The following is a 12,808-nucleotide window of genomic DNA, read 5'->3' as shown; positions in this document are numbered from 1 at the left end:
TTTTTATTCATCCCATGTTAAAAACAGAAAATCACCTGTGATGCTCCAGTTTAGCTTTTACTTTTTTGTCATACCATTTTTCAACAACATCAAAATCAGGATACCTTATCGACTTATCTCTACTCCTGTATATCTCATTAAGCCGTTCCAAGTCAGTTTGCCTTGCCAGCTTTAGTTCTTCTTCTGTCATTCCCGGCTTTACGGAAATAGCTAGGACTCTTGAAATAGCAGAACGCGAATACCTTCTTGTACGTTCTATTTCTTTATTAGATTTTCCAAGCAACGCCGCATCCATAAGAATTATGCTATGCGCAGCCAGTTTATCCTTCATACAATACGTATTTTTTCCTTTGTCCTGCAAGAGTTTCTTCATTTTTCGGTTATCGTTCTCCAGCCTTTCAACCTTCTCAACTAAATCCTTAAATTTCTTACCCTCTATAAGTACTGCATTTCTTACGCTCACTGGATAGTAGGAAATCCCAGACAAATGCTCCATCATGGACACTGTAACAGCATCACCCGGCTGAATATCATCAAAAATATTCTTTTTCTCTCTCGCTATTACTGGAGCATCCTGGCCTTTGGCCAGGATGTCAGCAAAGTTTACACTATATATTAACTGTTTTTCCTTGACATCATTCTCATTCATGCTAATACCTCATTATTCATCTACTGTATATCGCCTTCCATAATACTTAATTACAATTACCTCCGCACCACAGTTACATGGTTGAACGTAATACGGATTTATTTGGCTTGAGTACCATTCCATACTATATGGTGAAGGATGAGAATTTATCACTTTTATCAGTTCTGGAAGTTCGGAATACTCACTATATAATGGTGATGATACGATTAAGCAGTCTATGAACTCTTCTTCACCATGCAGATGGTCGTAATCAGCCACTAATCCATACTCAATAATCGTATCCTCTCCATTAAATAATTCCGTTATAGGCGCAATCTCTAACTTCTTTATGGTTTTATCATTTGAAAATTCAGCAAGAAAACTCTCTAATGGAAATCCCTCAACACCACTAGGCTTTATTGGGTCATCAGGGCTTGAAAATGTATGTTTTATTCCAAGGCCTTTTCGGAACAGATAATATCTGAGCTTTTGTTCCTCTTTTTCTTCAAATCTATCTTCAAGACTGTTATATGTTATTTGACTTAGCGTTCTGTCTTCATCAACATCATCATACACTGGTATCAATTCTCTATATTTATCGTATTTCATAATTCTTTCTCCTTCCTTTAATCAAAGCGCCACTACAACTCCATTTGTTAAATCAACCACTATTTCATTTAAGCAACGATTAATCTCTACTAATAGCTTGTTGTCAATGCTACAAGTCGGCAAACCGTAGGAAATCATATTTGTTTGTACACGGCTAAAAAGCTGAAATACTGCCCCCGTTCCATATAATTCTGGCAGTGTTGCCACAGCTCCCAATATTCCTGCAACATATACCCTAACGAGATGTTCTTCTTCCATATACTCCGCGATAACTGATTCATATTCAGGTAAAAGTTGTATGTTCTGTAACAGTTCCTGGTCATTTAGGACATCCAAATTTGATACCCAGACATCGCATGCCATTATCCAGGCAACCAACCTGTTTATGTCTATATCTGACATAAATGTACACTGGTCCATACATTCAATCCTAAAACAAACCAACTCATCTGGTACGTTCTTTTGTACCACGCCATTGCCGCAGTATATAAGCCTATTCATTTCTTCGATATCAGCCTTGCTATCTGCCGACAGTACATAGGGGTCTTTTATATATATACAGTTGCTTACCCCATTTAACTTCTGACTTCTCAGATTCAGCTCTTTTAATTTCGCATAATCCATAATATTTTCCTCCAGTGTTTATTCAATGGTTTAAAATAGCTATATATACAATAATCGTATATAAAAAAAATATATTCTTGTTTAAAGCCACCATAAACACAGATGAAAACATGGCAGAAAAAGTAAAATCAAAAACAGAAGAATGAAATCAAAATAAGACTGTAGACAATCAAATCAGATATTCAGAAATCAAAATCAGAGAAATTAAAATCAAATAAGATTTTCTAAGAACACCATCAGAAAAATCAAAATCAAAAAAGATAATATTCTATCAAATAAGAAAAAGTGAAAACAGTTTTTTCATTTGAACAATTGTAGCAACTATGCCCTTTTTCTCAACATATCAGCGACTTTTTTGAAACATAACCGATTTTATGCACAAAAAGACCCTAATCGCCAAATTGGATGTCACAGCCAATGAACTGACGATTGAGGTTTTTACAGGCCTCTAGCACCATAAATGAACCGGAAGCAGGGTCAATAACATAATCACCTTCGTCTGTAGTAGCACCAATAAGCCGTTTAGTGAGTTCAATAGGCTTGGTATGCGGGTGGATTCTGTTACTTTTTGGTATTTTTTCCCTCCATACATCAGGGATAGCATGGTCTATCCATGTTTTTGTATTTGCGGGTGGTTTTTGAAGAATCAACAGATACTCACTTCTACTCCTGGACCTGTACCCCATACCAATCTGTCCCTTGTCCCAGCATATTGCATCCACCACTGTCAGAGATGTATCAGCTATCCAGCTTTGAACTCCTTCGCAGAAATGATACTTGTCAAGCCACAGGAACAGATACCCATTCTTTTTCAGAACTCGGTCAATTTCAATAACAAAGCAAGTAATCTTATCTTCGTCCATCTGTGGCAATTCAAATCGTGCTTTTTCGCGACCAACACCAAGATTACCATATTGCAGCTTATCTGTAAGTCCATGATATTCCGGGTCAAAGAAGCATGCTGAAGCAATGCCATCACCAATACTTCTTAGCAAATCCAATCCATCTTGTTTATTTTTTCTGTCAACTTTTGACCGGGGTATTAAATTAACCATTTCATCAAGACTAAAACGGCAACTACGGGCATAGGTAATTAGTATATTGGCTGTTGGTTGGTGCGCTCCACGCTCAATTGCGGATACGTAGTTTTTTGAAATACCTGCTGCCTCAGCTATTTCTTGTTGTGTAACCCCTGCCTGTTTTCTATATTTTTTCAAAGCAGGTCCAAGGTCAATTGTCTGTTCAGTCATCTGCTTATCACTCCTATAAAAATCTTTTAAAAATCAAAACAATTATACCTGTATAGTATTATATATCCAAATTTAAAGATAGATGAAATAATTGTTTAGTATTATTTAATAATATAAAAATACCTATCACCATCCAATGATGATAGGTAAAATATCTAAACGGAATGGGGGTACTATTCTCTTTCAACACAATCCTAATACCTTTAACAGCTCCGGTTTTCTTTGTTCATCAACCACCTTTGAATCTATTACTCGTTTTATATAAGACAGTTTGTTAGTATCAAGTGTCATTATCTTATCCATAACCGTCCTGTATGCCTTAAGTACCCTAATTTCATCATGCAGCTCTTCTATACTGTAATCTTCCCAATCCCCCTTCAGCGCCTTTGTGTTTATCTCTTCCGAAAATAATGTACAAAAAGGTATATTGTCATATTCGAGTGCATCCAGCGTGTTAATCATCCTTGGTGCCTGGCCTTCAGCCATGTCTCCTGAAAGGATTTCTCCAAAATCCTCCTCTGGGAACAGCTTGTACAAAGTCTTTGATAGAGAGCATATCTGACTGCGAAAGGCAGCTTCGCTCTTATTTACCCCAGTCTGTTTCTCCCATTCTTCCCTAAGTTCTTTTACCGACAGTTGCCATCTCTGACATATCCAGGCGGTATTATACCCCCTCGCACAGGCACCACTTTCCACAAAACTTTTAAGCCTCTGAATGGCTAACCTGCATATTTCATCAAATTCGCTGTCTCTCATTATTTCCCGGTCTATAATCTTTAAGTAACTAAAAAAGCTTATCATATTCCCTATTACCTCTCTTCTCGTTAAACACTTATAAGCATCTATTATTTTTCATAACAGCCATATTTCGGTCTAATATCGCAAAAAACGGAAGCATTTTCCATAGTTTGTTTACCCAATCCTTCTTTTGTTAAGCCTCAGAATGAATATTCCAATTAACAGATAGTTTTGGATTAAACACTTGCTCTTATTCTCCAATGCTCTGCTTTCCTGATAAAACATATAAATATAAAGTATCTCTATTAATATATAAAAATCTAAAACCTCATAAAAATCGACAATAAAAGTTTTTTCATTAACTAAAAAATATTTAACTGTTTAATGTAGCATTTATTTCAATATTGGCTGATAAATCAATAAACTAAACGAGATAACACTCACCTATCTCACAAATCATATTCCAGAATTTTTTTATATAGATTATCTTTTTTATCCAACAAAAAAATCCCAGGTGAATTCTGGGATTTTTTGTACAAATATTTTTTATCACTTCTGAGAGCAAAAACCACTTATTGAAAGACTTCTCTATCATCTTGAACAAATATATTACGTTTTTCCTCATAAAAGTTCACCTTTTCTTGGCACCTACATCATTCTTCGATAAAATACTTTTACATGCCTAAGCATAAATAAACTTTATAAAAGGTATTTTTCATGAAAATCATTCATAACAACCCCTGTATTGACCACATGGGTAATATATTCACCAGCATCAAACTAATGTGCAGATTCTGGAATATAAGGCCAGAAACGTATACAAGAAGGATAAATGTTTATAAAATGACACAGGAGGAGGCTCTGACAAAGCCTGTCAAGTCTAACGGAGGTTTGAAATGCTATGACCACCTTGGTAAGAAATATTACAGCATCACTTCAATGTGTAATCATTGGAATATAGACCGAAAGCTTTATGAATATCGGATTTCCCACGGCTGGTCACTTGAGCGTTCCTTAACAACTCCACCAAGAAGACAAAATAAAAAGTCTGTCGGAAAATCACTCGACAGACCTGAATAATTGTTGCACCTCGCTCTTTAGTAGTTTCATTTTACGCCCAGTTTACGCCCTTTATCTATCCGTTTATAAAAAATCTTATAACAGATATATGAAAATCGGACTTATAATAAAACCACTACTTATGAACTTATATAAGGTTTTATAGCACATATATCAACTTATATATTTCTGCACCTGAACAACGATTCCTAGTTTCATTTTCTATATATCTCCTTCTAAAAGTATTGATTTTACTGTGTTTTTCAATATTTATGACACTTTTGGTCATAACCTTTTGTATATTACCACATTTCTATTTGTTTCTCTACCCTGGGTATTCTATTCATCATTAATGTTCCATCTATAGCATGTAAGCCATTGCTCCCACAAATGCCGAAAAGCAAATAAGCGTGATGGGGCTTAATCCTTTTTTTATGATTTTTCTCGAACCAAAATATATCAATGCGATAACACCAGTAAGTCCTGCCGTAAGAAAATCAGGCCTGCCACTGAAAACAAAACCGCAGTTTTTTATAATCATAAATATACCTGTTGCCAAGATGATTCCTATAATACATGGCTGTAACCCAGATAAAGCAGCCTTGACTAAGCGGTTTTGAAGATATTTCTTCATTGCTGCCATTATAAGCAAAATGATAAAAAAAGCAGGTAATACAACCGCTGTGGTAGCAATTATCGCACCAAGTAATCCTCCCTTTTCACTTCCGATATATGTGGCCATATTTACCATAATCGGTCCGGGAGTACTTTCGCTGATAGCAATCATGTATGCGAGCATTTCATCATCCAACCAACCGTGAGCCATGACAACATCCCTGATCAAAGGTATTGCCGCATAAGCTCCACCGAAAGAAAAAAGGCCGACCTCAAGAAATCCGATTAACAGATCAATATATATCATTTCTCTTCCCGCCTCTTTTCCATATTATTTTTTATGACAAAAGCAATGATACCGATAAATGCAGCTGCAAGCATAAGTATCATAGATGATATATTAACAGCAAATACGTTTATAAGGAACATCGTAAGCATAGAACATATAAATATGCTTATCTGCATAGGTTTTTGCTTCATTTTCTTCAGCATTTTTATAGCAGCATCAACAATAAGAATCCCAACAGCGATTTTTATTCCGCGAAATGCATTTGAGACCCAAGTTATTTCAAGAAAACCATTCAGAAATCTTGAGACAGCATATATAATAGCAAAAGACGGAAGTATCATCCCAAGAGTAGCTATAATCGCTCCGGAAAGTTTTCCCTTTTTATATCCGACATAAGTTGCACAGTTGATTGCGATGGGACCGGGCGTGGATTCTGCTATCACAGTAATGTTCATCATTTCATCATGAGTTATCCATTTTTTATTATCCACGCAGGCATTTTCGATAAGTGAGATCATTGCATACCCACCACCGAATGTAAATACCCCAATCTTTGCAAATGTTAAAAACAGATCAATGAGCACAATGGCCTCCACAGTGATGATCTTCATCGTGATGATCACTACAATTATGGCCTTCACCATGATGATCACACTTTACATCAGGGTTATAATCAAGTTTTTCTTCAATCAATGCTTTTACTGCTTCATCTGCATTACCGGATACACCTCCGTAGAGTTTGATGCCTGCTTCACTGAGTGCAACTCTCATCTCATTGTCTCCTTTTTTTCTTATATTATTGATGCTTTCGCCTTTTGAAATGTCAAAGCTTACATTACCACCTGAAATGATAAGACTCCTCCCCTCCACAAGCACTTTCGCTATTTTCTTTCGAGCATTATCATACATTGCTGTCACCGTAGTTCTGCTCTAAAAAGCCACAGCAAAGCAGATTTATATGCTCTCCATATACGCTCTGATTTCCTTCATCCGATCACTCTGCTCTACCTTAAACGGGCAACGACTGTCGCAGTGACCACACCCAATACAATCAGCAGCATTCTTTTCTAAGGTTTTATAATGCTCCACAGCAAGGACATCGCCAGCCTTTGCAAGATCGTAATACTTATTGATCAGACCTATATCCAGTCCCACAGGACAGGGCTTGCAATGATTACAGTAAACGCATTTCCCGCTCGCATCCTGTGGTGCAAAATCTCCTATTACGGAATAGTCCAGTGCTTTCTCACTCTGATTTTCATAATCAAGCAGCATATCCAGTTCCGAAACACTCCGGATTCCCGGCAGCACACATAACACACCGGGCTTGTCGAGTGCGTACTTCATGCACTGATACGGTGTTAAGGCAACTCCAAACGGAGAACTATGTGCGTTAAGCAACTGTCCGCCGGAAAAAGGTTTCATCACCGTAATGCCAATATTCTCTGCTTCACAGCGACGGTAAATCCCGCTGCGCTCATCAACGCTTCCGATTGCATAGGCACCTTCATGGTAATCGTATGCAGGATTGATGGAAAACATCAGCATATCTACATCTGCATCGTCCAGTATTTTTTGAATAACCTCCGGAGTATGGGACGAAAGCCCGATATGCCGCACGACCCCTGACTTTTTCAGTTCCATAAGGTAACCCAAAACTCCATTGTTCTTATATATATCCCAATCGGAAAGCTCATCCTGACAATGAATAAAGCCATAGTCAATATAATCTGTCTGAAGCTTGCGAAGCTGTACATCAACGGAGCGTTTTACTTTTTCAAGATCAAGCGTCCAGCCATAAGCATCACGAGAATAATCTGCGCCAAAATGTACCTGCAGCAATATATCCTTTCGGACATCATGCAATGCTTCACGGAGGATAGCAAAAGTCGCTATATCACTTGTGGCAAGATCAAAATAATTAATCCCTCTCTCAAAAGCCCGGCGCAGGATACGGGTTCCTTCTTTCATTCCCACTTCGTAAAAGTAGGCTGTGCCGAAACCTATTTCACTGACTTTATCACCTGTTTTCGGATGTGTTCTGTATCTCATATGCTTTCCCTCCGGATAATATCGCCTTTTTTACACGCTCGATCCACGCATTGATGTCTGCCTGCGAAGTCAACATATTTGCTCCACCCTGTGAATCAAACTGTATCTTCATGTCAGGAAGAAATTTCGCACCGGCACAGCAATTCTGTATATCCTTGATCACATGACCAGGCCATCCGCCATGAGTAATGCGAAGACAGAAAATTGATTTTAATATCTCAGCAAACTCTTCCACATAATAGCCGGAATTATCCTTTTTCCAAAGACTTACGGTAAAGAAAAAAGTGTATTTGGCTAATGCTTTTTTCGTATACGCTTTCTTTTTATGAAGTCCTGTATGGCAACAATTGCGACTCCGGGGACAACCAATATGGCAAAAATCACATACATGACAATTGCATCTGTTGCACTATCTGCATACCATGGACCGTATGTGTTTATAAGGACATGGGCTCCAACTGGAATCATATATATTAAGAGTGCTCCAACTGGCTGCAAGAGTTCATGTAAATTTCTTATGACGAAAATAAGTGCTCCCCACGAAAAAAGAAAATAGAAAGCGTCAAACAGATAGCAGTGAAAAGGCTGAGGTTCTCTAAAATGCACTGAAATCCCAAAGTGTATGACGTTTGTATTAAATAGTCTGTTGTCTGTAAAGGCGAGGGCAAACAGTATTATAGATGTTACGCCGCATATTATTGTCAGTATCCAAAATGGACTTAGTTTTTTAGTTTTTTTGTTACGTTTCTTTTTTGACATTTAAATTCCTTATTTGTCCAGATATTATAATTTAACAATCATCGTAAGTTGCGTACTGATTTATACAAACATCTTAATACTTTTCCGACACTGCCAAACTCATTTTATCTTCTTCAGAACTTAACTCCTCTTTTTTTCTATTATTGATAAACACTACAAATATTACTGCCAGTACAATGCCAACAAAAAGAGCTATTAGGATATATTCCATTACAATCACTATCTACGTATCAAAAAGATTTATTATAGTTTTAAATGATTTACCTCAATCAGTTTATTATATCAGAAAAACTACCTACGCTAACAAAATCTCCATCAAATCATGATCAAGATATTCCTTCAAAATCCTCTCAGCATCCACATCCCCAAATCCACCATAGAACTCCTCTGCCACGCCACCCGCGATAGCTCCAAAGGTATCACTGTCGCACTGCAGGCTATAGATATTCCGAATGAAAGACTCATAGTCTGAACTTTCATAAAAACACCGCATAGCCGCCGGCACAGACCCCTGACAACTCTCATTCCAAACATATCTAGGACGTATCTCATCAAGGCTATATCCGATACTATACTCATACTTGTTAACCGGATACTGCTCCAATACGTAATCATAGATCTCCTGCCTGGTCTTGCCGTGCCTCGCCATCCAGATACAACTAGCGGTAACTACTGCTCCCTTGATTCCTTCAGGATGATCATGAGACACAACTGCTGTAGTCTCAGCCATACGCTGCATCTCATCATAATCTTCATAATGCTCGCCTACAAAAGCAACTCTCATAGCGGAGCCATTGCCCCAGCTATTGTATGGTCTATGATCTTCATCATTGATCCAGCTATAGAACCTGCCACCATAGCCGCAATTAGGATACCTTCTGCCTATCCTGACCATAGTATCAGTCAGGTCTAGCCCTTCTACAAAAGCCTTCTTAATAGCCAGCATCATAACTGTATCATCAGTGAATCCCATTGGAAGGCCGCTAATAAGCAACACATTCTTCCAATCAAGATCCAGTGGCCTGTCAAATTCGTACTGAGAACCAAGGATGTCTCCAAGCACTGCGCCTTTTACTGCCATCGCTATTACCTCCTTGCCTTTCTGCCGTTGCCACGTTCGTTATTTGATGATTAGATGATACCAATTGGCCATAGAAAAAAGGTCAACCTGAAGGCGACCTTGTGATCATCCATTTGAAAGCGGATCTAAGCCGTAATCAAACAGTACAATATCTATTTTTAATACATTGTAGTACTCATGTTCTATGAAATATTCTACCACAGCATCTGTCTGGGATATAGGCGATAAAGCGTAGCCTGCCAGCTTGAGGAGATCCACAGTCGCATCCATATTGAGACGAAGCCCCACGGCCAGCGCCAAGACCTTTTCTTTAGAAGGTTTAACCTGTCCTTTGGCTTTCTTATAAATCTTTTGATACGCCAAATCCGCTTTAAACGGTTCGCCATTGAGAATAAGAATTTCATCATCAGTAATTCCACTCTCAAAGAGCTTCATAAGATCTGATAGTTCTGATTTGGTCACCATGTTCTTTTCAATGCTTTCCATCCTATCAGACAATTGATGTTGTCTTAATTCCAGGCTCTTAAGATCTTCATAAGGCAGCAACTGTTGATTCTGTCTTATATAATGTGACATTTCAACAAATGCCTCAATTATTCCTATGCTAGCCTGTATTGCAACATCTGTGTGTAGTACCGAAGTAAGCATTGCCACGCCCTGTTCAGAATACACATAAGGGTTATATGTTCTACCACCTTTTTTGCCCTCGGTCTGCATCGAGATGACAGATTGGCATCTCGATACCTCTTCATCCGTAAGCTGAAAACAAAAGCTTTCCGGGAAACGCTTTACATTACGCTTCCTAGCCCTGTTTAATGCACCTGTTTCGACACCAAAATATACAGCAATGTCACTATCAAGCATTCCAAATTGTTTTTGTCCTTTGTTGTTTACATTATCTCATGTCAGTTCTACAATATCCAATAGAAAGCTTTAATAGTTGATTTAATTTTTAAATATCAGAGGTAAGCTATGACAACAAAGCAAATCGATTATTGTATAGAACTGGCCCGCACAGAGAGCTTTTCCAGAGGCGCCGAGAACATGTTTGTAAGCCAGCCTACATTTTCATATCAGATAAAACTGCTTGAAGAGGAAGTTGGTTTTGAAATCTTTGTAAGAAACGGGAAAGGTGCTACCCTTACTCCGGCCGGTCAACAATTTGTAACCTACCTTTCCAATATGCGCGAGGAACTGAAAAGAGCCATTGAACAAGGTCAAAACTTCAGTGCGAAATACAAAGAAAACATCACTATAAGCATGTCAGTACGGCAGGCTATTTACTTCCTCCCGGAAGCAATCAGGGAATTTGAAAAGGAAGCTCCAGGCACTCAGATCACGCCACGTTTCCATTACGGAAACAGTATGGATAGCTTTCTCAAAAATGAATCCGATGTTGTATTTGCCCTTGAAGAGCAGACAAAACAGCTGGCAGGCACTACTGTCCACCAGCTGTTTAAAAGTCATATCTATTTAATTTGTGATAAGAATGATCCTCTTGCATCTAAAAATCTTATTACTGATGAAGATATATACAGCCGCACTCTTATGGTAGGTGGCGGCTCACCAACACTCCTTCGCTCTGTTCAGCAAAAGCTTATTTCGTCAGGACAGATTGCGTATTTTAACAGTCCGGATCATGACACCACACTTACTAATGTTGCTTCCGGTAAGGGAATCTGCCTTGCTCCCGGTTTTCTTAATGACCACAGCGACCAGTTCGCATGGATTCCTTATGATTGTGATGATACTTTCTCTTGCGTATTGTGCACTCATAAAGCAGACAAGCGTCAAAGTCTTGATACTTTTATAAAAGTATTACAGAAGCTATATGTCGAAGCTGTTGCCTTTCCTCTGTAATTTTATGTGAATGAGCATTTTTCCTTTATAGCTTTCTCAGTTAGCTGCTTCTGCATTTTTCTTAATTTTTCGAGATAAGCAATCTCATTAAATGCCTCCAGCAGACCGCACCGTTTCAGATTGAAACATCAATCGAAACTCCATCTAAAACCGGAGCTGCCATTGCAGGCATTGATACGGTTACCCCCTGCACTGCCGGGCTTCCAACCGCTGCAGAAGCTGACTGCCCACCTCCCATACCGGGAATACTTCCGGCTTTTCCAAGCTCATGCTTGATCATATCTTTAAGATATTCCATATTTGCTTTTACTATAGCCTTGTTTTCCGAAGCCCGGTGCTTTCTCTTAAGATCCTCGAAATCCTCTTTGCTCATATGCGGATCTACGACTTCCATATCTTCAAGCATCTCCATGGTTTCTTCCAACTCTTCCAATTCTTCTTCGCCAAATTCAGAGATCATCTTGTTCAGGTCTGCCATCATTTCATCCGAAACAGCAGCTCCACTTTCTTCTATCTGAGCCAGTGCCTCTTCAAGCATTGTCTCACGTTCATCGAAGATTTCATCTTCCTTCTCAGTGATCTTTTCTTCCTCTGCCTGCGTTATGGCACTCTGAATACCCCGGACAGCATCTTCCTGTTCGTCAAGGCGCTCATCCTGTTTCTGCGCACGGGCCACCATCTCTTCCAGTTCCAGATGATGTTTCTTTTTTCTTGCCACCATTTCCATGCGCTTTGCATGGGTTAAAGCAAACTGTAGTTCCTCAGGATCACCATCCCCCGCAGAAATCTTTCTCTTTATCTGCGTCACAGCTCTTTTTGCTGCAAGCACTGCCTGCCCGGCACTGTTTGATGTCTTGGCACTCTGTATTTTGGATGCAACCTCTTTATAATTATAGGTCGGCTTAGGCGCTGTCTCTTCCTCTGCTGCATCCGGGGAACCGGATGATGTAAGAAAATCATTTATTTTTTTATTATTCTGATCTTGCTGAGAATCCTGCTTCAGTGAGCGTATCATCTGCCGCATCTGCTGTGATAATCCTTTTCGATCATTAACCTCATTGTCTGTTCTTCTGTCAAAGCTTGATACAAAAGGATTTACCGGCATCTTTCCCATGATTGTATTCTTCATGGCTCCGTCAGTCTTCTGAGCATAGAGATTCCCCTGGGCATTCTTCATGTACTGTGAGCTATATAGATTATTCGCAATAAATGATATATTCATGCCGTACCTCATAACATGTAGG

General features: G+C 38.8%; 16 protein-coding genes. 2 read left to right on the top strand and 14 right to left on the bottom strand.

The window, feature by feature from the left end; translation table 11 throughout:
- Positions 1–31: 31 nt before the first annotated feature.
- The 5 genes from T543_RS12365 to T543_RS12345 all read right to left on the bottom strand — a co-directional run bounded on the left by T543_RS12365 (position 32) and on the right by T543_RS12345 (position 3,912).
- On the bottom strand, positions 32–649 hold the full coding sequence (locus T543_RS12365) for a hypothetical protein (protein ID WP_035768940.1): 618 nt from the start codon (positions 647–649) through the stop codon (positions 32–34).
- A 12-nt stretch (positions 650–661) separates the two neighbouring features.
- Positions 662–1,237, bottom strand: a complete 576-nt coding sequence (locus T543_RS12360) for a hypothetical protein (RefSeq protein ID WP_035768938.1) — start codon at positions 1,235–1,237, stop codon at positions 662–664.
- A gap of 21 nt (positions 1,238–1,258) precedes the next feature.
- Positions 1,259–1,861, bottom strand: coding sequence for a hypothetical protein (locus T543_RS12355; protein WP_035768935.1), 603 nt, complete (start codon positions 1,859–1,861; stop codon positions 1,259–1,261).
- A 389-nt stretch (positions 1,862–2,250) separates the two neighbouring features.
- Positions 2,251–3,111 (bottom strand): DNA methyltransferase, encoded by an 861-nt coding sequence (locus T543_RS12350; protein ID WP_081830067.1) that lies wholly within the window; start codon positions 3,109–3,111, stop codon positions 2,251–2,253.
- 183 nt (positions 3,112–3,294) lie between these two features.
- On the bottom strand, positions 3,295–3,912 hold the full coding sequence (locus tag T543_RS12345) for a hypothetical protein (RefSeq protein WP_035768933.1): 618 nt from the start codon (positions 3,910–3,912) through the stop codon (positions 3,295–3,297).
- 780 nt (positions 3,913–4,692) lie between these two features.
- Between T543_RS12345 and T543_RS12335 the strand changes: the two genes are divergently transcribed.
- Positions 4,693–4,929 carry a hypothetical protein gene (locus tag T543_RS12335; protein ID WP_155843267.1) on the top strand — a complete coding sequence of 79 codons (237 nt, stop codon included), beginning with the start codon at positions 4,693–4,695 and terminating at the stop codon, positions 4,927–4,929.
- 340 nt (positions 4,930–5,269) lie between these two features.
- Here T543_RS12335 and T543_RS12330 read toward each other — a convergent pair whose 3' ends face one another.
- From T543_RS12330 to T543_RS15405, 8 genes are all read right to left on the bottom strand, one after another.
- On the bottom strand, positions 5,270–5,830 hold the full coding sequence (locus tag T543_RS12330) for a chromate transporter (protein WP_035768928.1): 561 nt from the start codon (positions 5,828–5,830) through the stop codon (positions 5,270–5,272).
- Positions 5,827–6,396, bottom strand: coding sequence for a chromate transporter (locus T543_RS12325; RefSeq protein WP_242839514.1), 570 nt, complete (start codon positions 6,394–6,396; stop codon positions 5,827–5,829). Before T543_RS12325 ends, T543_RS12330 begins: the two co-directional genes overlap by 4 nt.
- On the bottom strand, positions 6,386–6,730 hold the full coding sequence (locus T543_RS15690) for a DUF134 domain-containing protein (protein ID WP_081830066.1): 345 nt from the start codon (positions 6,728–6,730) through the stop codon (positions 6,386–6,388). The genes T543_RS12325 and T543_RS15690 overlap by 11 nt, the downstream gene beginning before the upstream one ends.
- A 36-nt stretch (positions 6,731–6,766) precedes the next feature.
- On the bottom strand, positions 6,767–7,864 hold the full coding sequence (locus T543_RS12315; protein WP_035768924.1) for an aldo/keto reductase: 1,098 nt from the start codon (positions 7,862–7,864) through the stop codon (positions 6,767–6,769).
- The gene (locus T543_RS15410; protein ID WP_197023968.1) at positions 7,833–8,027 is read right to left on the bottom strand and encodes a hypothetical protein; all 195 of its coding nucleotides are present in this window, start codon (positions 8,025–8,027) and stop codon (positions 7,833–7,835) included. The genes T543_RS12315 and T543_RS15410 overlap by 32 nt, the downstream gene beginning before the upstream one ends.
- A gap of 131 nt (positions 8,028–8,158) precedes the next feature.
- Positions 8,159–8,623, bottom strand: a complete 465-nt coding sequence (locus tag T543_RS12305) for a hypothetical protein (RefSeq protein WP_035768922.1) — start codon at positions 8,621–8,623, stop codon at positions 8,159–8,161.
- Positions 8,624–8,918: 295 nt separating this feature from the next.
- Positions 8,919–9,704, bottom strand: coding sequence for an ADP-ribosylglycohydrolase family protein (locus T543_RS12300; RefSeq protein WP_035768920.1), 786 nt, complete (start codon positions 9,702–9,704; stop codon positions 8,919–8,921).
- A gap of 105 nt (positions 9,705–9,809) precedes the next feature.
- Positions 9,810–10,568 (bottom strand): ORF6N domain-containing protein, encoded by a 759-nt coding sequence (locus tag T543_RS15405; RefSeq protein WP_051638765.1) that lies wholly within the window; start codon positions 10,566–10,568, stop codon positions 9,810–9,812.
- A gap of 108 nt (positions 10,569–10,676) precedes the next feature.
- On the opposite strand from T543_RS15405, the gene T543_RS12285 reads away from it, so the two are divergent.
- Positions 10,677–11,564, top strand: a complete 888-nt coding sequence (locus T543_RS12285; protein WP_035768918.1) for a LysR family transcriptional regulator — start codon at positions 10,677–10,679, stop codon at positions 11,562–11,564.
- A 115-nt stretch (positions 11,565–11,679) separates the two neighbouring features.
- Here the strand turns inward: T543_RS12285 and T543_RS12280 are convergent, their stop codons facing one another.
- Entirely contained in the window at positions 11,680–12,786 is a 1,107-nt protein-coding gene (locus T543_RS12280) for a hypothetical protein (RefSeq protein WP_035768916.1), read from the bottom strand.
- Between the last annotated feature and the right edge of the window lie 22 nt (positions 12,787–12,808).

The sequence above is a fragment of the Butyrivibrio sp. NC2002 genome, assembly GCF_000702265.1.
GTDB lineage: Bacteria > Bacillota > Clostridia > Lachnospirales > Lachnospiraceae > Butyrivibrio.
This window is presented reverse-complemented; position numbering and strand designations above follow the sequence as displayed.

Excerpts from the sequence above, each read along its gene's own strand:
- T543_RS12285 (WP_035768918.1), top strand. The coding sequence starts at position 10,677 with ATGACAACAAAGCAAATCGATTATTGTATAGAACTGGCCCGCACAGAG.
- T543_RS12355 (WP_035768935.1), bottom strand. The coding sequence starts at position 1,861 with ATGGATTATGCGAAATTAAAAGAGCTGAATCTGAGAAGTCAGAAGTTA.
- T543_RS12365 (WP_035768940.1), bottom strand. The coding sequence starts at position 649 with ATGAATGAGAATGATGTCAAGGAAAAACAGTTAATATATAGTGTAAAC.
- T543_RS12300 (WP_035768920.1), bottom strand. The coding sequence starts at position 9,704 with ATGGCAGTAAAAGGCGCAGTGCTTGGAGACATCCTTGGTTCTCAGTAC.
- T543_RS12335 (WP_155843267.1), top strand. The coding sequence starts at position 4,693 with ATGACACAGGAGGAGGCTCTGACAAAGCCTGTCAAGTCTAACGGAGGT.
- T543_RS12330 (WP_035768928.1), bottom strand. The coding sequence starts at position 5,830 with ATGATATATATTGATCTGTTAATCGGATTTCTTGAGGTCGGCCTTTTT.
- T543_RS12280 (WP_035768916.1), bottom strand. The coding sequence starts at position 12,786 with ATGAATATATCATTTATTGCGAATAATCTATATAGCTCACAGTACATG.
- T543_RS12315 (WP_035768924.1), bottom strand. The coding sequence starts at position 7,864 with ATGAGATACAGAACACATCCGAAAACAGGTGATAAAGTCAGTGAAATA.
- T543_RS15405 (WP_051638765.1), bottom strand. The coding sequence starts at position 10,568 with ATGCTTGATAGTGACATTGCTGTATATTTTGGTGTCGAAACAGGTGCA.
- T543_RS12350 (WP_081830067.1), bottom strand. The coding sequence starts at position 3,111 with ATGACTGAACAGACAATTGACCTTGGACCTGCTTTGAAAAAATATAGA.
- T543_RS12305 (WP_035768922.1), bottom strand. The coding sequence starts at position 8,623 with ATGTCAAAAAAGAAACGTAACAAAAAAACTAAAAAACTAAGTCCATTT.
- T543_RS12345 (WP_035768933.1), bottom strand. The coding sequence starts at position 3,912 with ATGATAAGCTTTTTTAGTTACTTAAAGATTATAGACCGGGAAATAATG.
- T543_RS12360 (WP_035768938.1), bottom strand. The coding sequence starts at position 1,237 with ATGAAATACGATAAATATAGAGAATTGATACCAGTGTATGATGATGTT.